The sequence below is a fragment of the Rothia amarae genome, assembly GCF_014705945.2.
Classification (GTDB): domain Bacteria; phylum Actinomycetota; class Actinomycetes; order Actinomycetales; family Micrococcaceae; genus Rothia; species Rothia amarae.
On record NZ_CP061538.1, the window covers coordinates 2,182,675 to 2,206,334 of the forward strand.

Annotated in this window: 23 protein-coding genes; 14 read left to right on the forward strand and 9 right to left on the reverse strand. The window is 53.4% G+C overall.

All coding sequences use genetic code 11. The features are described 5' to 3' along the window. Positions 1-184: 184 nt before the first annotated feature. The 4 genes from IDM48_RS10215 (at position 185) to IDM48_RS10230 (ending at position 4,566) form a co-directional block, all read left to right on the forward strand. The gene (locus IDM48_RS10215) at positions 185-1,516 is read left to right on the forward strand and encodes an MFS transporter (RefSeq protein WP_190617272.1); all 1,332 of its coding nucleotides are present in this window, start codon (positions 185-187) and stop codon (positions 1,514-1,516) included. A 210-nt stretch (positions 1,517-1,726) separates the two neighbouring features. Further along, on the forward strand, positions 1,727-2,932 hold the full coding sequence (locus IDM48_RS10220; protein WP_190617273.1) for a thiolase family protein: 1,206 nt from the start codon (positions 1,727-1,729) through the stop codon (positions 2,930-2,932). Then, on the forward strand, positions 2,932-3,696 hold the full coding sequence (locus IDM48_RS10225) for an enoyl-CoA hydratase/isomerase family protein (RefSeq protein WP_190617274.1): 765 nt from the start codon (positions 2,932-2,934) through the stop codon (positions 3,694-3,696). Before IDM48_RS10220 ends, IDM48_RS10225 begins: the two co-directional genes overlap by 1 nt. A gap of 9 nt (positions 3,697-3,705) precedes the next feature. Further along, complete coding sequence (locus IDM48_RS10230; protein ID WP_145176680.1) at positions 3,706-4,566, forward strand: 3-hydroxyacyl-CoA dehydrogenase family protein; 861 nt, start codon at positions 3,706-3,708, stop codon at positions 4,564-4,566. A gap of 107 nt (positions 4,567-4,673) precedes the next feature. Here the strand turns inward: IDM48_RS10230 and IDM48_RS10235 are convergent, their stop codons facing one another. Together IDM48_RS10235 and IDM48_RS10240 are read right to left on the reverse strand one after the other, a co-directional pair. Then, complete coding sequence (locus IDM48_RS10235) at positions 4,674-6,440, reverse strand: oleate hydratase (protein ID WP_190617275.1); 1,767 nt, start codon at positions 6,438-6,440, stop codon at positions 4,674-4,676. A gap of 147 nt (positions 6,441-6,587) precedes the next feature. Then, positions 6,588-7,004, reverse strand: coding sequence for a PaaI family thioesterase (locus IDM48_RS10240; RefSeq protein ID WP_190617276.1), 417 nt, complete (start codon positions 7,002-7,004; stop codon positions 6,588-6,590). A 100-nt stretch (positions 7,005-7,104) separates the two neighbouring features. On the opposite strand from IDM48_RS10240, the gene paaZ reads away from it, so the two are divergent. Next, positions 7,105-9,156: a phenylacetic acid degradation bifunctional protein PaaZ gene (gene paaZ, locus IDM48_RS10245; RefSeq protein ID WP_190617277.1), complete on the forward strand. Its 2,052-nt coding sequence runs from the start codon at positions 7,105-7,107 to the stop codon at positions 9,154-9,156. A gap of 147 nt (positions 9,157-9,303) precedes the next feature. Further along, on the forward strand, positions 9,304-10,011 hold the full coding sequence (locus IDM48_RS10250) for a GNAT family N-acetyltransferase (RefSeq protein WP_190617278.1): 708 nt from the start codon (positions 9,304-9,306) through the stop codon (positions 10,009-10,011). Here the strand turns inward: IDM48_RS10250 and IDM48_RS10255 are convergent. The 3 genes from IDM48_RS10255 to paaI all read right to left on the reverse strand — a co-directional run bounded on the left by IDM48_RS10255 (position 9,998) and on the right by paaI (position 12,578). Further along, entirely contained in the window at positions 9,998-10,633 is a 636-nt protein-coding gene (locus IDM48_RS10255) for a TetR/AcrR family transcriptional regulator (protein ID WP_190617279.1), read from the reverse strand. The two genes, IDM48_RS10250 and IDM48_RS10255, sit on opposite strands and share 14 nt — an antisense overlap. Before the next feature lie 129 nt (positions 10,634-10,762). Further along, a complete protein-coding gene (locus tag IDM48_RS10260) occupies positions 10,763-12,133 on the reverse strand; it encodes a phenylacetate--CoA ligase family protein (RefSeq protein WP_190617281.1) in 1,371 nt (456 codons plus the stop codon). A 31-nt stretch (positions 12,134-12,164) separates the two neighbouring features. Then, entirely contained in the window at positions 12,165-12,578 is a 414-nt protein-coding gene (gene paaI, locus IDM48_RS10265; RefSeq protein WP_190617283.1) for a hydroxyphenylacetyl-CoA thioesterase PaaI, read from the reverse strand. A 185-nt stretch (positions 12,579-12,763) separates the two neighbouring features. Between paaI and paaA the strand changes: the two genes are divergently transcribed. From paaA to IDM48_RS10295, 6 genes are all read left to right on the forward strand, one after another. Next, positions 12,764-13,768: a 1,2-phenylacetyl-CoA epoxidase subunit PaaA gene (gene paaA, locus IDM48_RS10270; protein ID WP_190617285.1), complete on the forward strand. Its 1,005-nt coding sequence runs from the start codon at positions 12,764-12,766 to the stop codon at positions 13,766-13,768. A 2-nt stretch (positions 13,769-13,770) separates the two neighbouring features. Further along, the gene (paaB, locus tag IDM48_RS10275; protein ID WP_068170870.1) at positions 13,771-14,073 is read left to right on the forward strand and encodes a 1,2-phenylacetyl-CoA epoxidase subunit PaaB; all 303 of its coding nucleotides are present in this window, start codon (positions 13,771-13,773) and stop codon (positions 14,071-14,073) included. Continuing rightward, positions 14,070-14,897, forward strand: a complete 828-nt coding sequence (gene paaC / locus IDM48_RS10280; RefSeq protein WP_190617286.1) for a 1,2-phenylacetyl-CoA epoxidase subunit PaaC — start codon at positions 14,070-14,072, stop codon at positions 14,895-14,897. The genes paaB and paaC overlap by 4 nt, the downstream gene beginning before the upstream one ends. 176 nt (positions 14,898-15,073) lie before the next feature. Continuing rightward, the gene (paaD, locus tag IDM48_RS10285) at positions 15,074-15,535 is read left to right on the forward strand and encodes a 1,2-phenylacetyl-CoA epoxidase subunit PaaD (protein WP_238398084.1); all 462 of its coding nucleotides are present in this window, start codon (positions 15,074-15,076) and stop codon (positions 15,533-15,535) included. A gap of 38 nt (positions 15,536-15,573) precedes the next feature. Beyond that, positions 15,574-16,728 (forward strand): 1,2-phenylacetyl-CoA epoxidase subunit PaaE, encoded by a 1,155-nt coding sequence (paaE, locus tag IDM48_RS10290; RefSeq protein WP_190617288.1) that lies wholly within the window; start codon positions 15,574-15,576, stop codon positions 16,726-16,728. An 18-nt stretch (positions 16,729-16,746) separates the two neighbouring features. Then, on the forward strand, positions 16,747-17,517 hold the full coding sequence (locus IDM48_RS10295; RefSeq protein ID WP_068170876.1) for an enoyl-CoA hydratase/isomerase family protein: 771 nt from the start codon (positions 16,747-16,749) through the stop codon (positions 17,515-17,517). A gap of 92 nt (positions 17,518-17,609) precedes the next feature. On the opposite strand, the gene IDM48_RS10300 is transcribed toward IDM48_RS10295, so the two are convergent. Next, positions 17,610-18,455, reverse strand: a complete 846-nt coding sequence (locus tag IDM48_RS10300) for a hypothetical protein (protein WP_068170879.1) — start codon at positions 18,453-18,455, stop codon at positions 17,610-17,612. 161 nt (positions 18,456-18,616) lie between these two features. Between IDM48_RS10300 and IDM48_RS10305 the strand changes: the two genes are divergently transcribed. Further along, on the forward strand, positions 18,617-19,348 hold the full coding sequence (locus IDM48_RS10305) for an SGNH/GDSL hydrolase family protein (RefSeq protein ID WP_190617290.1): 732 nt from the start codon (positions 18,617-18,619) through the stop codon (positions 19,346-19,348). A 69-nt stretch (positions 19,349-19,417) separates the two neighbouring features. Then, the gene (locus IDM48_RS10310) at positions 19,418-21,328 is read left to right on the forward strand and encodes an FAD/NAD(P)-binding protein (RefSeq protein ID WP_190617291.1); all 1,911 of its coding nucleotides are present in this window, start codon (positions 19,418-19,420) and stop codon (positions 21,326-21,328) included. Between the two features lie 9 nt (positions 21,329-21,337). Here IDM48_RS10310 and IDM48_RS10315 read toward each other — a convergent pair whose 3' ends face one another. The 3 genes from IDM48_RS10315 to nadE all read right to left on the reverse strand — a co-directional run bounded on the left by IDM48_RS10315 (position 21,338) and on the right by nadE (position 23,651). After that, on the reverse strand, positions 21,338-21,958 hold the full coding sequence (locus tag IDM48_RS10315; protein ID WP_190617293.1) for a phospholipase A2: 621 nt from the start codon (positions 21,956-21,958) through the stop codon (positions 21,338-21,340). A gap of 100 nt (positions 21,959-22,058) precedes the next feature. Next, entirely contained in the window at positions 22,059-22,823 is a 765-nt protein-coding gene (locus IDM48_RS11750) for a GTP pyrophosphokinase (RefSeq protein ID WP_068170892.1), read from the reverse strand. A 3-nt stretch (positions 22,824-22,826) separates the two neighbouring features. Next, positions 22,827-23,651 carry an ammonia-dependent NAD(+) synthetase gene (gene nadE, locus IDM48_RS10325; RefSeq protein ID WP_190617299.1) on the reverse strand — a complete coding sequence of 275 codons (825 nt, stop codon included), beginning with the start codon at positions 23,649-23,651 and terminating at the stop codon, positions 22,827-22,829. Positions 23,652-23,660: the final 9 nt, after the last annotated feature.

A 23,660-nucleotide genomic window follows, 5' to 3' on the forward strand; every position in this document is an offset into this window, starting at 1 on the left:
TTTACCCTTATCAGTGAACGAAAATCAAACGGACACTGAACGGCGGTCTAGTAATTTACCGAGCGTTCGGTAAATTAATTTCTCGTTCAATCTATTTATTTCTCCACCTCTCGTATAGGATTCTTCTCAAAGCAAATGTGAGCTGTATTACATTCACACCGTTGAGTTTCACCTGGGAGACCCCATGACATCCTCCGTCGCTGCAGCGCCACCCCACAAAATGTCCACCGAAGAACGAAAAGTTCTCACAGGAACCCTCGTGGGCACCACCATCGAATGGTACGACTTTTTTATCTACGCCCAAGCAGCAGGTCTCATCCTCGCCACCCATTACTTCAACCCGGCAGGCAACGAATCTGCAGCTCTCGCTCAGATTGTGGCTTGGGCTTCCCTCGGAATTAGCTTCATCTTCCGCCCCCTCGGCGCAATAGTGGCCGGGCATATTGGCGACCGCTACGGACGTCGCATCACGCTGGTTCTCACACTCATTGCTATGGGAGTAGCAACAGTGGGCGTGGGACTAGTACCCACCTACCAAAGCATCGGAATCGCCGCGCCCATCCTGGTAGTAGCCCTTCGAATTCTCCAAGGATTCTCCGCCGGAGGCGAATGGGGCGGAGCCGCCCTCATGTCTGTCGAACACGCCCCCATCGGTAAACGAGGTCTTTTCGGCGCCTTTCCACAAATTGGCGTACCCCTTGGCATGATTTTGGCAACCGCCGTCGTCCTGCTCATCAACCTTACAATTGGACCAGAAGCTTACCTGGCGTACGGCTGGCGCATTCCTTTCTTGCTATCTATTGTGCTGATTGGTGTGGGTTTTTATATTCGACGCTCGGTGGATGAATCTCCCGTATTTCTTGAAATGCAGGAACTAAAGTCTGAAGAATCCGCTCCACTCAAAGAACTCTTTCGGACGAACACCAAAGAAGTTATACTTGCCGCACTCATCTTTATCGCTAATAACGCCGCAGGCTACCTCGTGATTGCCTTCTTCGCAGCCTACGGCGTGAAGGCGCTGGGCATGAGCCGCAATGAAACACTAACGGCATCGCTCATTGGCGGGTTCGGCTGGTTCGTCTTTACCCTCCTCGGCGGTTGGATGTCAGATAAATTCGGCAGAGTACGCACTTTTCAACTGGGTTATATCGCGATGATTATTTGGGCTGTTCCCATGTGGTTCATGATTGATACGGGAAATATCGTTCTCTTCACCCTGGCAATCTTTATCCTCACAATGACGTTGGGGCCCTCATACGGTCCCCAGTCAGCGCTTTACGCTGAGATGTTCCCCGCTCGCGTGCGTTTTTCAGGAATCTCGATTGGTTACGCCATTGGGTCGATTTTTGGCGGCGCATTTGCCCCCATGATCGCCGAGATGCTTCTGACCGAGACAGGAAAATCCTGGTCAATCGGTGCATATATCGCCATCGCCGCCGTTATCTCACTGGTAGCTGTCAGCATGGTTCCTCGATCGATTCAGGACATCAATCTTCACCCCGAGAAGGCACGCTAGCAACTCCCTGCCCCCACAAAGTACACCGTTTCCGCAAAAGTACAACCTAGAGCATGTATTTTTGCGGAGACGGTGTACTTTTCTTACCCTCACCCCAAGATATTGACTCACATCACATTTATTTGAGATTATTTATTGAACGACCATTCAGTAAATCAGCGTAGTCACTCGGCGAAAGCATGTGAGCTGCATTCCAACAAAGGAGTTTGGATGAGTACCCCTGAAGCATTCCTCATCGGCGGATCACGCACCCCCGTTGGGCGGTACGGCGGAGCTCTCTCCTCGGTACGACCCGACGATCTTGCAGCGCTCTGCATCAAAGACGTCATCGAGAAAAGCGGACTCGACCCCGCGGTAGTAGACGAAGTCATTCTGGGCAATGCTAACGGTGCCGGTGAAGAAAACCGCAACGTAGCCCGTATGGCGTGGTTACTCAATGACTACCCCGACACCGTTCCCGGCATCACGGTCAACCGCCTGTGCGCTTCAGGTATGTCCGCTATTACCCTGGCAGCACAAATGGTTAAATCCGACGCAGCAGATATCGTGATTGCAGGCGGCGTGGAATCCATGTCACGCGCCCCCTGGGTGACCGAAAAACCCACCAAAGCATTCGCCAAGCCCGGGGAAACTTTTGACACCTCTATCGGCTGGCGCTTTGTAAACCCCGAATTTAAAAAGCGCGACAAGTTCACCTACTCCATGCCTGAAACCGCTGAGGAAGTAGCAAAGCTAGACGGCATCACCCGTGAAGACGCCGACGCCTTCGCCGTCCGCTCACACGAACTAGCATTGGCGGCTATCGAGGCAGGCAGGTTCAAAGATGAAATCGTGCCGGTCACCATTCGAGACCGCAAGGGTAACGAGACCGTGGTGGACACCGATGAAGGCCCCCGACCCGGAACTACCACAGAAGTTCTCGCTAAGCTGCGCCCCGTCGTCGGCGGAGGTTCGGTAGTAACGGCGGGTAATTCGTCGTCGCTCAATGACGGCGCCTCGGCAATCATTGTCGCTTCAGACGCTGCAGTGAAGAAATACGGACTAAAAGCCCGTGCACGATTTGTGGATGGCGCTTCCGCCGGTCTTGCCCCTGAGATTATGGGCTTAGGCCCGGTTCCTGCAACCGAGAAAGTGCTAGAACGCTCCGGCTGGTCAATAGATGACATTGGCGCGGTAGAACTCAACGAAGCCTTTGCCACCCAGTCGCTGGCGTCCATGCGGCGTTTGGGAATTAACCCGGACATCGTGAACCGCGACGGCGGCGCGATTGCTTTGGGTCACCCGCTCGGTTCGTCGGGCTCCCGCCTCTTGATTACCCTCCTTGGTCGCATGGAACGCGAAAACGTAGATAAAGGTCTAGCTACCATGTGCGTTGGTGTGGGTCAGGGCGCGGCAACCCTGGTGGAGCTTGTCTAATGCTCACCACCGACCACTTTCAAGCCTTAACCGTAGACGAGCGCGAAGACCGACTGCTGGTGCGCATGAACCGGCCCGAGGTGCGCAACGCCATCGACGCCGCCATGGTGAGTGAACTACACGAGGTATGCCACTATCTAGAACGCACTCCTAAAATCATGATTTTGACCGGGTGCGAGACTAATGGGCGCGGTATTTTTGCCTCCGGCGCCAATATAGCCCAGTTGCGTGAACGTCGTCGAGAAGATGCCCTCCTCGGCGTCAATTCGCAGATTTTTGACCGCATCCATAAGTTGCCCATGCCGGTGATTGCGGCGATTGACGGGTATGCCCTCGGCGGAGGCGCCGAACTTGCCTACGCCGCAGATTTTCGGCTGGGAACCCCTTATATCAAGATGGGTCAGCCCGAAACCGGGTTAGGTATTATTGCCGCAGCCGGCGCACTGTGGAGGCTTAAAGAGCTGGTGGGTGAACCCGTAGCGCTGGAAATTCTCATGGCGGGGCGCATTCTCAACGCCGAGGAAGCGTTGGAACTCAGACTCGTCACCGAAATTCACGATCCGGCAGAGCTACTTGACGCCGCCCACGCATTAGCAGACCGCGTTGGCAAACAGGATCCGCTCGCCGTGCGCATTACCAAGCGCGTGTTCTCGGCACCGCCGTCGGCACATCCTCATATTGACGAGCTTGCCCAGGCAATTCTGTTTGAATCAGAAGCTAAGTTCGATCGCATGCAAGCATTTCTTGACCGCAAAAAGAAGTAGGTAAAACTTATGACTGAAAAGACGGCTCTTCCCTCCACAGTAGGTGTACTGGGCGGCGGACGCATGGGCGCAGGTATAGCCCATGCCTTCCTCATTTCGGGGTCGCAAGTGACCGTGGTGGAACGCGATGCCCAGTCGGCTCAAGCTGCCCGCGAGCGCGTGGAATCTGATTTAGCAAAGTCCCTAGAACGCGGAAAGATTGATGGAAATCTGGACGTATGGGTAGAACACCTGAAGGTGACTACTAGCTACTCCGATTTTGCGGGGTGCGAGTTAGTGGTTGAGGCAGTTCCTGAGATATGGGATGTAAAGGTTGAGGCACTCACCGCAGTAGAAGCTGAACTCGGCGAGGAAGCCTGGTTAGCTTCAAATACGTCCTCGCTTTCTATTGACGGGCTGGCAGAGGAACTTCAGCGGCCCGAGCGCTTCTTGGGGCTGCACTTTTTCAACCCGGTTCCGGCGTCCAAACTGGTGGAAGTCGTTCAATCGAAGCATACGGGCGAGGAGCTTCGTGCCCTAGCACCACAGTGGGTTGAGGGTCTCGGCAAGACGCCGGTAGTGGTCAATGATGCCCCGGGCTTCGCGTCGTCCCGCTTAGGTGTGGCAATTGCCCTTGAGGCTATTCGCATGGTGGAGGAAGGTGTAGCTTCGCCTCAGGATATTGATAACGCGATGGTGCTGGGCTACAAGTTCCCTATCGGCCCTCTGGCTCTGACCGACGTTGTGGGGCTGGATGTGCGTCTGGGAATTGCTGAATATTTGGAGTCCCAACTAGGCGAGCGATTCGCTCCTCCCCAGCTGATGCGCGAGATGGTAGAGCGCGGTGAGCTCGGCAGAAAGTCGGGCAAGGGTTTCTACGACTACAGCTAAGGTTTCAGCAGGGTATACGAAAAGGGCGGTTGGATTGAATCATTTCGTTCCAATCGCCCTTTCCCGTTTCTCAGTTAACGAGTTATCAACTTAATATTTTGAAGATTTTAGAGCAGATCAGCCTCTTTAAGGAGCTTAAGAATCTCGGTATTTTTAAGTTTCTTATCTATCAGTAAATTACTTAGTGCTCCTCCTGGAAGCTTTGTTCGCTCACCGTCAGCAAGGCTATGGGCTGCATCTAGTAAGACTCGAACATCGTAGGTTGAGTTATACACTTCGGGGATTCCTCGTTCTATCCCCAGGAGGGCATATACAGACTCCATAGCAGTTCGCACCGAATACTCGGTAGTGAAGATACAGTCTCGAGTAGCAGATTGCGCGAACTGACCGATAAAGGCGAAATTCTGGGAACCTTCCGGAACTACAGCTGGACGGTCTGTGTGCTTACGCGGCATAAAGAACGAAGTGACATACGGCATCATAACTGGGACGCACTTAGCTCCCGTAGCGGCCAGCTCCTCAATTTCATCAGTAGGAACACCGAGGTGATAGAGCCATTCCTGGACTATTTCCTCCCCGGTGCATTCCTGCAAAGATTTCTTAACATAGTCTCCGGGTACATCGCTAAATAGACCATAGACCCATACAACCACCTGATCCTTAGGCTGTTTTTTGAAATGTGGTTGACGGTTGACTGTCCAGGACATTAACCAGCTTGAATCTTGTGCAGTGACGATTCCACCCGTTACTACACGGCCACTCAGAGGGTTACGGTGAGAAATCTGCTCAATATAACGCGGGATACGCTCATCCAATGTGGTAACGGTAGCAGACTCCCATTTAGTTTCCTCAATATTGGAGCAAAAAACTTCTGGTTTACCGAAAGCCGGATCCTTCTTCGCAATTTTTTTCCACAAGTCCCAGGCTGGAGCAGGACCTTCATTGAGTTGTGCCGCAGTATGATGATCGCCCTCATCAGAATTATCCACGAGGGAACCGATAGTTATGAAGAGCAAATCATTGTCGGTAAGGGGAATATTTTCTTCTTTCCCCTCCCGAATTACATGGATAGCCGTGGCGCGCTTAATCCCTTGGGGTCGATTATCCTCAAAATCTATATCTGTAACTTCAGAATCATAGGAAAATTGAACGCCGTGATCTTGCAACCATTTGACGAGAGGTAGAGTCAGCGATTCATACTGGTTATACTTGGTAAACTTAAGGGCAGAGAAATCCGGTAAGCCATCAATGTGGTGAACAAATCGATGCAGATATAGCTTCATCTCAAGAGCAGAGTGCCATTCTTCAAAGGCGAACATCGTGCGCCAATACATCCAGAAATTGCTCTTTAGAAATTCATCAGAAAAAACTTCATTGATTCGTACATCTTGAAGCGAATCGGCGTCTCGGAAGAAAAGGCTCATCAATTCTTTCTGCGCCTTTTTGCTGAGGGTAAATTTGCCGTTAGTTGGCCATTCCTTACCCTGTTGGTAAGTAGCGCGGCACAAGGAGTAGTTAGGGTCGTCTTTATTGAGCCAGTAAAACTCATCAAGCACGCTAGCATCTTCGATTTCAAGCGAAGGTACGGATCGAAAGAGATCCCATAGAGTTTCAAAATGATTTTCCATTTCGCGACCGCCGCGTATTACGAACCCTTTGTCAGGTTCTTCAATTCCGTCTAGAGCACCGCCCGCAATCATGGACTTTTCGTAGATGGTGATTTTGGAGCCATCCATATGCCCATCTCTTATAAGGAACCCCGCAACAGCTAAACCTGCTAATCCGCCACCCACAATATGAGCGGTTTTATGGTCGATGTCCTTAGGCTTCCGCGACCTTGCGAAAGCTTCGTAGTTCCCTGCAGTATACTGCACGGTAATCATCTTCTTTCAATCTACTCTTATTTGATTATGAGCTTGATTACTTTAATGATAGTACCCCTTGGAAGCGCAAGAGACAGTAATAGTTGCATATTACGGTTTATGAAAATCGTAAGAAATCTCCACTCTTAGCAACTAAAGTTATTTGATGAAGTTAGTAATTCTCATGGTGCACAGACGCGCGCCGTCGTCATTGTGGGTAATAACTACTTCGTGGGTAGTGAGGGAACGCCCTAGGTGGATTGCCGAGGATGTCGCCGTCACACTTCCATCTTTCGAAGATTTATGATGCGTGGCGTTTACATCTACACCCACGGCAAGCTTCCCCATCGAAGAAGCATGGATGACCGCGCCCCAAGAACCTACCGCCTCCCCCAGCGCCAGCATTGCCCCACCATGAAGCAGCCCCAGCGACTGGCGGTTTCCTGCAACCGGCATGGTTGCCACTACACGTGTAGCAGATTCTTCCAGTACTTTTACGCCTAATTTTTCATCTAGCTCACCCAGTGTAATTTTCCAGAGTTCGCGCTGGGTAGATGATTCTTGTGCTTCGTTCATGAAAACCCTTCAGAGGAATAAGTGACGTGCGTTATAGTAAGAATAATAACTGAACGAACGGTCGGAAAGTTTGTTTTGTTCAATCTTCGGAAGGATACTCATGACTAGCCCCGCGCTCATTCCTAGCTTCATCAAAGGCAACTGGTGGACGCCGTCCAACCCGCAGAAGCTCTCAGAAATCCAAGATACCTCAACCGAAGAAGTCATCTTCACCGCCAGTACCGAGGGAATCGATACTGCGGGAGCAATCGAGTACGCGCGCACCGTCGGGCAGAAGAATCTGGGTGAGCTCACCATTCACGAGCGCGCTTTGAAGCTCAAAGAGTTGGCTATTTACCTCAACGAACATAAGCAAGAACTCTACGATATTTCGTTCGCCAGCGGTTCCACCCAGCGCGATCACTATATCGATATTGATGGTGGCATCGGCACCCTCTTCACCTTTTCCTCCAAAGGACGGCGCGAGCTCCCCAACTCGAACGTGATTATTGACGGCGCAACCGAGCCGCTTTCAAAGGACGGCAGCTTTGCCGGTGAGCACATTTACACCCGACTGCCCGGAGTCGCAGTAGAGATTAATGCCTTTAATTTTCCAGTTTGGGGCATGCTGGAAAAGTTTGCACCGGCGTTTATTGCGGGCATGCCTTCGATTGTGAAACCAGCAACGGCAACCGGTTACGTGACCGAGGCATGTGTACGCCTCATGCTAGAATCAGGCGTTTTACCCGAAGGCTCCATTCAGCTCATTTCCGGCTCTGCCCGCGACCTCCTGGATTACCTGGATTACCGAGACCATGTGGCGTTCACAGGCTCCGCTAGCACCGCACAAACCCTGCGCGCCCATCCCAATGTACAAACCAAAGGTGTACGTTTTACCGCAGAAACCGACTCTCTCAACGCAGCAATTCTTGGTCCCGATGCTGAAGTTGGCACACCTGAATTTAATGCTTTCGTCAAGTCTGTATTTGTGGAGATTACCGCCAAGGCAGGCCAAAAATGTACTGCAATTCGCCGCGTCATTGTGCCGGCGGGTCGCCGTGACGACGTCATCAAGGCGCTGACAGAAACAATCTCCAGCAAGGTGAAGATAGGGGACCCTCGGACAGAGGGAAGCACCACTGGTGCTTTGGCATCTTCGGAACAAAAGGGCGAAGTGTCCTCCTCAGTTGAAAAACTCACCGCTGCCGGAGGCACTATCGCTTTCCAGAGCGAAGCTCCCAGCGAAGGCGCCTTTTACCCCGTCACAATTTTGACCTTTGATGACCCCCGCAATGAGGCCGTCCATTCGATTGAAGCATTCGGGCCAGTAACCTCGGTCATTGAATACAGCGACTTTGGAGAGGCTATTGAACTGGCGAACCTCGGCGAAGGCTCACTAGTAGCTACCGTGTGCACTAACGACCGCGAAATTGCCCAGCAGGCAGTTTTAGGTATCGCTGCTCATCACGGTCGCGTTCTGGTCTTGAATAGGGAAGACGCAAAAACTTCCACCGGACACGGCTCCCCGGTTCCGCATCTAGTGCACGGTGGCCCCGGACGCGCAGGCGGCGGCGAAGAACTTGGCGGTGTGCGCGCTGTCAAGCACTATATGCAACGCACTGCCATTCAAGGTTCCCCCAATATGCTTACCGCCATTACCGGCGTGTGGCATCAAGGAGCTGATGCGCGCACCGTAACGCGCGAATCGGTAGATACCGGCGAAGACGTCCACCCCTTCCGGAAGTCACTGGCTGAGCTAAAGATTGGTGACCAGTTCGTCTCTCCCCTGCGTAAAGTAACCTTAGAGGACATCACCGCTTTCGCAGATTCCACAGGAGATCAGTTCTACGCCCATACCGATGAAGAGGCCGCCGCCGCCAACCCATTCTTCCCCCGTCGGGTTGCCCACGGTTACCTGCTGGTCTCTTGGGCTGCAGGTCTGTTTGTGGATGCCGCCCCTGGGCCAGTACTTGCAAACTATGGATTAGAGAATCTGCGATTCATCACTCCGGTAACCTACGACGATTCGATTCGAGTCACCCTCACCGCAAAGAAGATTACCCCGCGCGTAACCGATGAATACGGTGAAGTCGCTTGGGACGCCGTACTACATAACCAGAACGACGAAATTGTGGCGACGTACGACGTTCTGACTCTAGTAGAAAAGAAGTAAGCGGCTGCCTCACCCCAAGTTTGTATCAGATTTCGCGCTCTATGCCACGAGGCACCCAGTAAAGAACGCAAAGTTTGATACAAACTGGCCGGGGGGGTATTTCGTGACGATAGGCTACATTGAAAGTGCATTTTTCCAGGAGTTGCCATGGTTCACTATAACGAGTTTGACCAGCCTATTGGCGATGAGGTTTCCGGATGGACGCCGCGCCCACGCCCCGAACGAGTTACGCTCAACGGGCGTTTTTGCACTATTAAACCGCTCTCTACCGAAAAACACGGAGCTGATCTCATCGAAACGCTTTTGCAGCGTTCTGAGAACAGTATCTGGACATACATGGCCGCCGGCCCTTTTGAGACCATAGAAGACTTTATAGATTTTCTTTGCGTTCAAGAAAGTTCAGCAGATCCTCTGCATTTCACGATTATTGACCACGAACTAGGCAAAGCAGTCGGCACTTTCTCGCTCATGCATATGACTCCTGAGCATGGCACTATTGAAGTAGGTTGGGTCATATATTCACAGCTTCTCAAACGCACTGCAACCGCCACCGAAGCGCAGTATCTCCTCATGAAATACGCCCTGGAAGATTTGGGGTATCGCCGTTATGAATGGAAGTGCGATGCTCTCAATGAGCCTTCCCGACGTGCTGCACGTCGCCTGGGCTTCCGGTTTGAAGGAATTTTCCGCAACGCTCTCATCTACAAAAATCGCTCCCGTGATACCGCCTGGTTCGCTCTCACCGACGAGGATTGGCCGCATCAAAAGCAAGCTTTCGAGAAATGGCTGCGCCCAGAGAATTTTGATCAGCGGGGGCAGCAAAAAGAAGCTCTAGAGCGACCTAACGAGCTGTAGTTGAAGTAGCCGTCGAATCGGCCATACCATCAAAAGCCATTTGAACAACGGCATCGGCGAGCTTTTCAACGTTCTCCCCGCGTTCTGGGCGATACCAGGTTGCGAGTGAGTTAATCATGCCGAAAATCAGTCGAGCGATAGTTCTGTCTGAAATATCTTGACGGATTTCTTTTGCCTCCTGCGCCGTTTTGACCAGCGCGGATAACCTGTTGGTAAGCTCCCGACGTCGTTCTAACGCCTCGGTTTCTACCTGCGAGTTACCCCTGAGCCGCAAGAGGAGGGTTACATTATCAAACTGTTCTACCAGCGCATAGACAGTCTGGCGAGTCACGAATTCCACCGCTTCAGCAGGGTTAGAATCCTCTAGGGATTCAGCGGCATCAAAGACTTCTTCAAGGGACACCAGCGCCCGGTTAAGGGCATATTCCAGAATTTCCTCTTTGGACTTTACGTGATGATAGATTGCCGATTTAGTAATTCCGAGGGCATCTGCCAGCACCCCCATTGAAGTGGCTTCATACCCATATTCATTAAAAGCACGAACGCAGATACTGAGAAGTTCTTCTCTCTCGTAGCCCGGTCTGCCACGCTTAGTAGAGGCGGTATGTGATTGATTAGCCATGAGATCCTCAGAAAATGGTTCGCAATAAAATGAGCTGAGATACCCTGTCGTTGGGGCATCTCAGCTCATTTTATGCTGTCTGCGCATGCAGAAGCTGGTTTATCACAACGTGAGACTCAACGCGATGTCTTAACTCTCGGTATTCTTGGGGCGGTTATCGTAAATACGGCGAATCTTGCCCATAGAACGTGGCAGAACATCAGGGTCAAGTACCTCAATACGGCAGGAAGAGCCAATCTTAGTTTTAATGTCGTGTTGCAAACGCTTAGCTGCATCCTCAGCCTGTTCGAGAGTGACGTCCTCTCGACGTTCGATGCGAACGGTCATTTCATCCATACGATGGGGGCGGGTAATCTCCAGGGCAAAGTGCGGAGAGAGTTCGGGGTGACGAAGTGCAAGTTCTTCCACCTGGGTGGGGAAGAGATTGACGCCTCGCAAGATAATCATGTCATCGCTTCGACCGGTAATTTTACCCATGCGGCGGTGCCCTGGACGCGCGGTACCCGGTAGAAGACGGGTGAGGTCATGCGTGCGGTAGCGAATAATGGGTAGTGCCTCTTTGGTAAGCGCCGTGAAGACAAGTTCACCGGGGTGGCCTAAAGGCATAATCGAATCGTCAAAGGGGTCAATGATTTCGGGGCGGAAGTGGTCTTCCCAAATATGCGAGCCATCCTGCGATTCAAACGATTCGCCTGCCACACCGGGACCCATTACTTCGGACAGTCCGTAAATATCACAGGCTTTGAGGGTGCCAAACGTCTGTTCAATTTCGTGGCGCATTTCAGCCGTCCACGGTTCTGCACCCAGAATTGCGGTGCGCAGCGAGGTCTCTTTGGGATCCACGCCCAGCTTGCGGAACCCATCTGCAATGGTGAGCAGGTAAGTGGGAGTAGAGAGAATTGCCTGAGGTTCAAAATCTTTAATCATCTGAACCTGCTTTTCGGTTTGCCCGCCGGACATCGGAATGACGGCGCAACCGAGACGTTCAGCGCCGTAGTGCGCGCCCAGTCCGCCGGTAAAGAGACCGTAACCGTAGGCGTTGTGCACCTTATCACCGGGCTTAATGCCGGAGAAGCGGAAGCAACGAGCCACCAAGGTTGCCCAGGTCTGCAAATCGTTTTCTGTATAAGTCACCACGGTGGGTTGACCGGTGGTACCAGAAGAGGCGTGGATTCGGCGTATCTCGCTCATCGGTACTGCATCCGCTTTGAAAGGGTACGCCTTACGGAGAAATTCTTTATCGGTATAAGGGAAAACCTTCAGGTCGTCGAGCTCTTTGAAGTCACCAGGATGTACCCCCGCCTCATCGTAGAGCTCTTTATAGGCAGGTACATTTTCATAGGCGTAATGGAGGGTCCAGCGCAGTCGCTCGAACTGGAGCGATTCGATTTGATCACGGCTCATCAGCTCTTCTGGGTCCGGCTGGGAGCGGTCTGCGGCGACAGGAGCCACGCTGTAGGGATTTTTTACACTGCAAGAAGTACTACTCTGTACTGTCATTTTTCTTCCTTTGGTTAGTGCAAATGTTTATTTACTGGGCAGTTGGACGGGCGATGGTGCGGGAGCGACCGCGAAATTCTGCGATAGTGCGCCCGTCCTCGCCAGTGACTTTGATGTCGTAGAGACCGCTACGGCCATACTGTTCACGAACCTCTGCGGTGGCTGTTAGTTTTTCGCCTGCTTGCCCCGAGGAGACAAAGTTGATGTCTACACCCGATGCCACGGTGATGGTTTCAGGGTCACCTTCTGGCTTATTGCAGGCGAGCGCGAAGGCAGTATCGGCAAAGGCAAAAATCATGCCACCGTGGGCTATTCCGAAGCCGTTGAGCATTTCTTCACGCAGTCTCATGGTGATGATTGCGTACCCGTATTCCGCATGAAGAATTTTGATTCCCATCCATTCGGTGGCGGGGTCGTTTTTAAGAATGACGTGAGCTAATGTCATAATTCCCCTCACGATTTACTGACCGAATGTTCGGTCAAACTATGCAGTCACAGCCACTTTGCCACAAATTTTGTGAACTGCGCAACATCTTGACTGAAATTTAGGTACAATCTTATACTGAACGAACGGTCAGTAAATCATGCATCGGTTTCTCATCCCTACCGGCTTCACGCAAGGAAATTCTCATGAACGCACCTCAAGCAGACCATCTGAAAGCAGTATCAGATGCCGCGCTCGGCGAGGACGAGCAGGCAGCCCAAAACTACTTTGACCAGCTCATTAGCGAAGACTCCCGCGTGGAGCCTCGCGACTGGATGCCCGAAGGCTACCGCAAGACCCTCACCCGCCAGGTGTCTCAGCACGCTCACTCTGAAATTATCGGCATGCAACCCGAGGCCAACTGGATTACTCGTGCCCCTTCTCTCAAGCGCAAAGCAATCCTCATGGCAAAGGTTCAAGACGAAGCAGGTCACGGCCTCTACCTCTACTCCGCCGCCGAAACCCTCGGCACCCCCCGCGACGTCCTCAACCAGCAGTTGCTCGATGGCAAGGCAAAATACTCCTCCATCTTCAACTACCCAGCACGCACCTGGGCAGACATTGGTGCCATCGGCTGGCTGGTCGACGGCGCAGCTATCTGCAACCAGGTTCCGCTATGCCGCGCATCCTATGGTCCCTATGGTCGGGCTATGGTTCGTATTTGTAAAGAAGAATCATTCCACCAGCGCCAGGGTTGGGAAATTCTCTATGAGCTCTCCCACGGAACACCCGAGCAGAAGCAGATGGCACAAGACGCCGTCAACCGCTTCTACGGTCCCGCGCTACAGATGTTTGGTCCGCCCGATGAAGACTCCCCCAACTCCAAGCAGTCGATGGCGTGGAACATCAAACGGTTCTCCAACGACGAGTTGCGCCAGCGTTTCGTTGACATGATGGTTCCCCAGGCAGAAGCACTCGGGCTCACCCTGCCTGATCCTGATTTGAAGTGGAACGAAGAACGCGGCCACTACGACTACGGCAAACTCGACTGGAACGAATTCAAGTCCGTCATTTCCGGTCACGGCCCCTGCAACGTCCAGCGTATGCAACGCCGTCGCGCCGCCCACTCCGAAGGTGCCTGGGTTCGCGAAGCCGCCGCAGAATACGCCCGCAAGATGGAAGCCCACAACGCAGAACTCATTGGAGCATAAACATGTCTGACACCACCCAAAACACCCGCGAATGGCCCCTCTGGGAAGTTTTCGTACGCTCATCCCGCGGGCTCTCCCATGTACACGCTGGATCACTTCATGCGCCCGATGCCACCATGGCTCTGCGCAACGCACGCGACCTCTACACCCGCCGCAACGAAGGAACCAGCGTGTGGGTAGTGCCCTCCGATGCCATCCTCTCTTCTGACCCCGACCATAAAGGCGGGTTTTTCGAATCGGCGCAGGGCAAGAGCTTTCGCCACGCAACCTACTACACCAAGAGTGAAGGGGTGAAGCACCTATGAGTTTTGCATCCAACGACTCCGCCACCAAGCAGAGCGCCGGCATCGCCATTACCGCCGAAGAAATCGCCGAACAAGGCATCACAGCGAGCGAAGACGTAGCCCGCTACGCCCTCTACCTCGGCGACGATGCCCTCATGCTCGGCCAACGACTCTCCCACTGGATTTCCCGTGCGCCCGAGCTAGAAGAAGATATCGCGTTGGGCAACATCGCCCTCGATTTGGTCGGACACGCACGATTCTTCCTCACCTACGCAGGAACCGCCTGGGGCAAAACCGAGGACGACCTCGCCTACTTCCGCGACGAAGAAGAATTCCGCTCCTGCCGCCTCGTCGAACAGGAAAACGGTGACTTCGGGCAAACCATCGCCCGTCAACTCATCTTCTCCTACTACCAGCACGAACTCTACTCAAAGCTCGTGGAATCGCAGGACGAAACCCTGGCAGCCATCGCCGCCAAAGCGCTCAAAGAAGTCCAATACCACCAGGACCACGCCGCCCAGTGGCTACTGCGCTTAGGCATCGGCACCGAAGAATCCCACCGCCGCATCCAAGAAGGGCTCTACTACATGTGGCCCTACATCGACGACCTCTTTCACGACGACGACGTCACCGCCGCTCTACCCGGCATCGCCGTCCAACCCTCCAGCTTGCGCGAAAACTTCGACCGCCGCATCGCTGAGATTATCTCCGAAGCAACCCTCGAACTACCCCAGGTAGATCAAGCCTGGGGAGGGGACCGCTCCGGCGAATTCTCCGAAGCCCGCGGGCATATTCTCGCGGAAATGCAGGTTCTGGCGCGGCAGTTCCCCGGAGCCACCTGGTAAAAACACCTTTTCTCATAATCAGCCCTTACAGGCCAAGGAGGTGACCCATGAAATTCGGGTTCGATGACATGCAGCGCGAAATGCTCAAAGACATGCCTGAGCAGAAGTTTCAGCGTCTCAGCGCTGAAGAACTCGCCGAGCAGGCTCCGCCTGCCCCCAAGGGTTCTGATATTGCCATGTGGCAGGTCGCCTCCACGGTCTGTGATCCGGAAATTCCCGTATTGACCGTAGCTGACCTAGGGGTTCTTCGAACGGTAGAAAATGTGAACGGCACCCCCGTCGTCACGATTACACCCACCTATTCGGGATGCCCTGCAATGGAAACTATTACTGCTGACCTGCGCACAGCGTTTGTAGAGGCAGGCTACCCCGAGCCGCGCGTCGATCTGGTGCTCACCCCGGCGTGGAGCACCGACTGGATGAGCGAGATTGGCAAACAGAAACTGGACGAATACGGCATCGCCCCGCCCACCGGCAAAGCAGCCGCCGGCCCGGTAAGCGTGGGGTTAGCCGTCAAATGCCCTCACTGCCACTCTCTCAAGACTCAAGAGATGACCCGGTTCGGTTCCACCTCCTGTAAAGCTCTGTACCAGTGCAAAAACTGCAAAGAACCCTTTGACTACTTCAAAGTTCATTAGATTTTTAGACACAGACCCACGAGATTCAAGGTTTAATCATGACTGAAGCAACAACAAACCGCCGTCGCGCGACCTTCAACACCTTGAAGGTCAAACAGGTTCGCAAACTCACCGCCGATTCGGTAGAGGTAGTCTTTGAGGTCCCCACTGATCTCGTGGATGACTACAACTACGTGCCGGGACAGTACGTTGCCCTCCGCGCAACTATCGATGGGCAAGAAGTTCGCCGCTCTTACTCCATCTGTTCTGAACCTATCCCCGGTGAAGTTCATGTCGCTATCAAAAAAGACTTCGGCGGCCTGTTCTCTACCTGGGCGAATACAGAGCTTAAAGAGGGTGACGAAGTTGACGTCATGAACCCCCAGGGTGCTTTCGTTTCCAAAAAGAACATCACCTCCATGAACAACCCGGACGAGGTAGCAAAGGACGCTGTCGCTGAAGGCAACCTTAACCTGGTGGCCTTCGCCGCCGGCTCGGGCATTACCCCCATCATGTCGATTGCACGGTCAGTTTTGCGCCAGTCTACCGATTCCACTTTCGATTTGGTCTATGCCAACAAGTCGGCCATGGACGTCATGTTTGCCGAAGAAATTGGCGACCTCAAAGACAAGTACCCGCAGCGCTTTGCCGTCCACCATGTGCTCTCTCGTGAACAGCGTGTTTCCCCGCTCATGAGCGGTCGTATTGACGAAGAAAAACTCAACGAGCTCTTGGATCGCGTAATTCGAACCGAAGCCACCGATGAGTGGTTCCTGTGTGGCCCCTTCGAGCTGGTTCAGCTGTGCCGCGACACCCTCAAGGAACGCGGTGTCGCTGAAGACGACGTCCGCTTCGAACTCTTTACCACCGGTAAGCCTGAACGCCCTGCTGGTCAGCAAGGGCGCGCAATCGAGGTTGATCCCAGTGGGAACAATTTCGTTATCTCCTTCAACCTAGACGGCACCTCATCCCGGGTTGAGTCCCCCGCCTCTGCCTATGAGACGCTCCTCAACGCGGCTCTGCGTGTACGCTCAGATGTCCCCTTTGCCTGCGCCGGTGGAGTGTGCGGAACCTGCCGTGCCAAGGTGATTGAGGGCGATACCGAAATGGATGAAAACTATGCACTAGAGAAGGAAGAAGTCGACGCCGGCTACGTGCTGACCTGCCAGACCCGCCCGTGCTCTGAAAACGTCAAGATCGATTTTGACGCCTAGTCTGTTAGAGAGAACCTCATGATTGAACTATCTATTAATCAGGGCGTAGCTGAGATCGTTTTGAACGCCCCTCAGAAGATGAATGCTCTCAACGAAGAAGCTCTTGCTGAGTTATCGGCCGCTTACGATGAGGCGGCTCAGGCGGGAGTGCGCGCACTTATTATTCGTGGAGAGGGTCGTGGTTTCTGTGCCGGTCGAGATATCGCTGGTCTGACGCCTTCCACTGATGATGCTTACGCCTACCTTGCAGAAAAAGTTACCCCACTGTTGAAGAAGATGGCAGCTTTCCCTGCTCCTACTTTTGCAGCGGTGCAGGGGCCTTGCTTGGGCGTGGGGCTGGGCTTGGCCATTGCAACTGACGTAGTTTATGTTGCCGAAAATGCAAAGATTGGCTCGCCTTTTGCGAACCTTGGGGCAACCCTCGACTCGGGTGGTCACTCGCTGTTTGTAGAGCGGCTGGGCACGCATCGCACGCTCGATTTGATTTACACTGCCGACCTCATCAGCGGTGAAGAGGCGGTGCGGGCGGGGCTTTTCTCGCGGTCTGTGCCCGCCGACGAGTTGCTAGACTTCACGCGCGCGACGGCGTCCCGCGTGGCGTCCGGGGCAACGGGCGCGTTTAGGGCATCCAAGGAGCTCGTGCAGAGGATTCGCGACGAGCGTTTAGGCTTGTGGGAGTCCGTTGAGTTGGAGAATAAGGCACAGGGGGCGCTATGCTCTTCGGAGGATTACGCCGAAGGATTTGCCGCGTTCACGGAGAAGCGTAAGCCCGAGTTCAAGGGGCGGTAGCAGAAGTTACTCGTCCTCGAATTGTGGTCAAACTAAAACAACCCAGCGTAGTTGCTGGGTTGATTTAGTTTATTTAGATTCGCAAAGAATCATTAGCAGCGGTTGACGCCACCTGATGCTGAAGAATCACAAAGATATTTACTGGGCTGGTACATAGTCAGGGTCTTGCTGATCCCATTCACGGTATAAGTAATGTAAGCAGTTCGATCCACATAGATGGTGCGTTCTGTATTTGCTGACTGCAGAACGTTAGCGTAAGAAACATAGAACTGAGGTGTATTCAGAGTAGGCAAATCTAGGCAGCCGGTAGTTGCATTTTTAGTGAGCTGCGCGGTGGCAAGCTTAGGATCGCCGATGAACTGGAACTGCCAAGCTTTTGCAGTAACAGTTGATCCATTAAGTTTAGCGAAACTGTGATTTACCCAGTTAGAAGTAACGGCAGCTTTTGACGTGCCTGAGGTAAACGTTGAGCTAGCAGGACGAGCAGCAAGGCTGCTAAGCGGAGTAGTAGTACCTTTGTAAGAGCAACCCGTTATCGTGCTGTAGCTTGTAGTACAGGTTCCCGCAGTTTTAGTAGAAGCATGTGAATTACCAGGATCATAAACACCTGGTCCATGACTACCGGATGAACCATCGGGGTTAGTGATTCCATCATCACGACTCTGAATCCAGTACTCAAAGCGAATATCGGTGATTACAGCCCCTACCGGCAATTGGCTAGCTGATATTTGAGCGCTGATACTCAAGCTTTGAGTAGTGGTGGCGGTAGTTTTGGGGTTTGTGGGTACAACTCCCCAATCGTAGTTCATGTATCCGCCACCTGCGATAGTGGGGTTACATTGAGAAGCTGCGTAAGCAGGAATAGCTGAAGATGCGATAACAACGGGGGTAGCCCACGCAGCGCCTTTAACAAGGCGACGTCGTGAAATCTGTGACATGAAATTTTCCCTAATTTGCGAACGGGGGTGGTATTGGGTTATACCGTTTTCCACTCTAGGTAAGGGAATTACCTCTTACAATGTGCAAAAGAATCCATATATGTCGCTTTTGGGATAAGAAATATTTATCTGTCGTCTTTCAAATGTGAAATATCCAACTCTTGTTTAAAATTCTAGAGTTCAGTCGCGCTCATTTCTTTATTGAGCTTGCCCCCGAATCAGACGGCCTCGCGGTGCAACCGCTACAGGTACTCGCTCACACCTATACTGAACGCATGAAACCTGCACCCGCCCCCGTCCCGTCAACCTTTTCTTCCGCAACCCGCCTCGCCGTCGTTGGTGACAGCATCGCCTACGGTCGCTCCGACCCCTCAGGCGGTTGGGCTCAATATCTTGCCGCCGCGCACATTAGTCGCGACGAACTCAACAACCGCTTCTACAACCTCGCTATACCCGGCAAAACCTTGGCTGGTCTGCATAAATACACCCCGGCGGAGGTCGCCACGCGCAAAGTAGACACCGTCATCATCAGCGCGGGAATCAATGACCTCGCAGGCGTCGATGGCAGCACACCCGTCACTGCCAAAGAACTCCTAGAGCACCTCAAGAATCTCAGCAAGCTACTGGAAGCCGACGTACGCCGTGTCATCGTCCTTACTCCCCTCTGGCTCGACCACATCGCTGCCCGCCAACAGATGGGCTTCAACGTGGTCCCCGCCCAGGTGAAAAAGTACCGCAATCTCCTCGTGACCTGGGCAGACGAAACCCAGCACACAGTTATTGACCTCTATCCGGTTCTAGAAAACAGACCGGAGAGATTGGTCGATGGAGTCCACCCCGACCCTGAAGGTCACCGCCTTCTCTGGGAAAGTATGATTGCCGCCAACGACTAACTAGCCAGCTGATCCCTTAACCTGGAGGTAACCTAGAAGGAAAGAGATCATCAAGCGAAGGAGACGAGCATGCCGGCGAGTATTGCCATTGTGGGAGTTGGGCCGCGCGGAGTTTCGGTCATCGACCGAATCGGTGCGTTGGTATCTGAACAGTTCAGAGCCGAGCAACAGCTTAACCTTCACTTGATTGACGATTCTCAGCTAGGCGCTGGTCGTATCTGGAACACGTCCCAGACTAGAACCTTATGCATGAACACACTGGCAGGAGCTGTAACGCTCTTTACCGAACCGAATTCTACGGTGACGGCGCCGGTGCGGCCAGGCCCTACCATGTTTGAGTGGATTCAGCTCACCCTAGGCAATGAAATCGAAGAACAACCCACTCGTCGTGAAAAAACTGCCCTGTTCAAGAAGCATCCCCAAGAACCGCTCCCTGATTTTGAAGAAGAGATGCGCGCTACCGTGCTGCATTCGAACCCCTCACGCGCACTCTACGGCGAGTACATTAACTGGTGCTACCGTGTGGCGCTGGCGGAGCTTCCAGAGAACGTCGTGGTGACCGAGCATCGCGCAAAAGCGGTGGGGGTGACGGCGTCCTCCGACGATGCTTTCGACATCATCGAGCTCTCCGACGGCACCATCTGCCGTGCCGATTCAACCATTATTGCTAGTGGCTGGACTATTCCCGCGCTCAACCCCCAGGAGCAGGAGTTCGCAGCGGCGGAAGCAGTATGGGTTCGCCCCAATTCCCCTGCCGAACAGGATTTTTCGGTGCTCCCCGCAGGCGAGGACGTGCTGGTGCGCGGTTTGGGCATGAGCTTCTACGACCTCATGGCGCTGGTAACGATTGACCGCGGTGGCCGTTTCGTGGAGGATCCCACCACCCGTGCAGGTATGCGGTATGAGGCGTCGGGGCAAGAACCGCATCTTCTTGTATCATCAGGGCGCGGCTATCCCTTCCTACCCAAGTCAGATTACGGTTCACTACCACCGAAGCCAGTAAATCACCGGCTCATGGCAACCATCGAGAAGCTCAAAGATGCAGAACGTATCGATTTCGGCATCGAGGTTCGCCCCGCTATCATCAAGGACGCCTACGAGGCTTACTACTGCAAACTTGCCAAGCTTCAGCCCGAAGCCATTACCGCGTCCATCGAAGAAATCCTGGACATCATCAAAAAAGCTACCCCCGAATCCATTGCCGAAGACATGGCAGATGTTGTGCCCAACCCCGAAAACCGCTTCAATATTGAGCGATGGCGCCAGCCGCTAGCCGGGGTGGAAGGAAGCATCGAGGAAGTAACCGAGCATATCGCCCAGTATCTTGAACAGGATATTGAGGACGCCGCAGCAGGGCACGATAGCGCCTTCAAAGCGGGCATGTGGTCGGTGTCCTCTGCTCGTACGCCCGCTTCAATCTTGGGTTCGATGGGGCGTTACACCTGGGAGTCGCGGCAAACCGACTACAAGAATTTTGACGGATTAGGGCAGATGGTCGGTTCGGGGCCGCCGCTGTTCCGTTGTCGCCAGCTTTTGGCGGTGATTGATGCGGGCATTGTTCAGTTCATTGGCCAGCGCCCCAAGGTCCGGGTTGACGGAGATGAATTTGTTGCGATGTCGCCCTCCACTCAGCAGGAAATTCGCGCTAAGTATCTTGCCGATGCTTTTTTGCATTACCCCGACATTCGCCACGTGGCGGAGCCTATCTATGCTTCGCTCTCTCAGCGGGTGCGACCGTTCTGCGAGATAGATGAAGAGGGCCGCAAGATTGAAACTGCCTCCCCGGAGGTACACCCGGTAACTCGCGCCGTTATTAACCCGGACGGTTCGCAGGACCCTCGCGTGCACGTCATCGGCATACCGACCTTCGCGCAGATGGCTGATACGACTATTTCCCCTCTGCCTGGAACGGATGCGCTAATGCTCCAGGAAACTGATAAAGCGGCGGTTCACGCGGTCCAGGTGGCGTTTGGCTCCTAAGGTAAATCTTTAGGCTTTTGAGCCGGCGCCGTCGTAGTACGAAGCACCGAAGGTACGTACTGCCGTGTAGTAGGTCTGTGCTACCCCGCGGCAGGTGCTACGCATCAGCCCTGCCGAATATGCCCGCTCGCATTCGCGTAAAAGCGATGCCCAAAAGACGTTGTCGCAGTCTAAACGATTGGTGGTACTACCGACGGAATAGCAGATGTCATGGGTATCGCAGGTGGGCTTGAAATTCGCCTTGCCCCAGGAATCTGGCGACATAGTGCAACCGTTCGTTTCTACGGCAGCGGCGAACGTGAGCGGGCTTGCGGTGCGCAATGTGGGGCGGTCAAACGGATCCTTGCCGTTGAGAATTTTCACCATCTGGTCGACGTCCTGTTCAGAGGAAATCTGGTCCAGCATCTTGATTTCTTGGGGAGTAAATTTCTTTGAGAGGGTCTTATAGTCGGTGGAGCTAATTTTGGCTGAGTGAGCCGGGTGGGGTTTCGCCTGCGAAAAACTTTCTGCGCGAGTATGGAGATAATCCAACCCAGCAGACCGCCGATGATGAGCAACCCACCGCCGAATACCATCCATATCGGACCAAAGTTCACTCCGATGGGCTCGAAAAACGTCACGTCGAGCCATATCCACAGAAATCCACCGAGAATCAGCACGATTCCGCAGGCCACAGACCCCAATGATAATTTGTGTTTACGCAGGTGTTCCATGGCCTTCACCCTAACCGTTATCTATGCTTACCGTCGTTGCGCGAAAGTTCCAGGAGCTGCCGCAGAATAACGGCGCTAGCCGACGGGTCCTCCGTGTAGTCTCGTAAGGCATTGTCGCCGTGAACTGACTTGTGCAACCGTTCCATCCGCTGATCGAGCTGGTCTGCAACAACTGCCGCGTTGAACAGTTCTTCGGTCAGATGCTCGGGAACCTCGCGGTCGTACTTATAAAAGATTTTATGTTCCAACGCCGCCCAAAAATCCATGGCGATAGTACGAATCTGCAGTTCTACCGGGATTTTCTTAGCGCCGGTAGAGAGAAAAATGGGGATTCGCACAATCACGTGCAGGCTCTTATACCCATTCTTTTTGGGGTGTTTGATGTAGTCCTTGACTTCAACCACTTCAATGTCGTCCTGAGAAGTCAGCGCGCTCATCACACGGTAGCAGTCACCAATGAAACTGCAGGTAATGCGCACTCCAGCGACGTCATAGATATTGTTCGCCACCGATTCTGAACTCATTTTCACGCCCTTACGTACCAGCTTTTGTGCTAGTGATTCAGGGGTTTTTACGCGGGACGAAACGTGCTCAATCGGGTTGTAGCGGTAAAGGTGAGTGAATTCCTGGCGCAGAATTTCCACCTTGGTGAGCACCTCGTTAATAGCAAACTGGTACTCCATGAGCATACGAGAAAAGTCCTGCCCAAATTCACGCATGGTAGCGATGGCGGGCAGAATGGTTTTCTCGAAGTCCTCCGCTGAGTGGCTCTGCGGTTCCACGATTTATGCCTTGTACCAAGTGTCAAAAATTGTGACGGGCGTGGTGCGTTTGTGCCGACTGCGCAGAAATTTTCCTTCGAGATTTTCGGCGGCTTCGGCAGGGATTTCTTTCCCTTCGAGGTAGTCGTCAATCTGATCGTAGGTAAGACCCAGCTCGTCTTCGTCCGTGCGCAGAGGCTTACCGTCAAGTAGGTCGGCAGTGGGTACCTTCTTCCATAGGCGCTCCTCGGCACCTAGAACCTTCAGCAGTTCGCGATTTTGTCGTTTATTCAACCCGTAGAGGGGCAAAACGTCGGCGCCGCCATCGCCAAATTTGGTAAAGAATCCGGTGACCGATTCTGCGGCGTGGTCGGTTCCAATCACCAGTAAGTTCTTCTCCCCCGCCAGCGCGTATTGAGCAATCATGCGAGCGCGCGCCTTCACGTTGCCCTTGTTGAAGTCTGCGATGGGGCGCCCTACGGCGTCTTGGAATGCCGATTCGAAACCGTCTACGGCTGGTGCAACGTTATAGGTTACCGTCTGATCAGGTTGGATGAAGCGTAGCGCAGCTTGGGCGTCGTCCTCGTCTTTTTGCACCTGATAGGGCAGTCGGACGGCGATGAATTCAGCGGTGATGCCTTCGTCGGCAAGCTGTTCGACGGCGAGCTGGCACAGGCGGCCAGCGAGGGTGGAATCGAGTCCGCCAGAGATGCCCAGAACAAAGCCGTTAGTGTGCGTAATTTTGAGGTAGTCGCAGAGAAATTGCACGCGTTTGCGTACTTCTTCTGCGGGGTCAATGGTGGGGTGTACGCCCAGTTCGTCAATGATTTTTACCTGTAATTCACGCATGTGTTTATT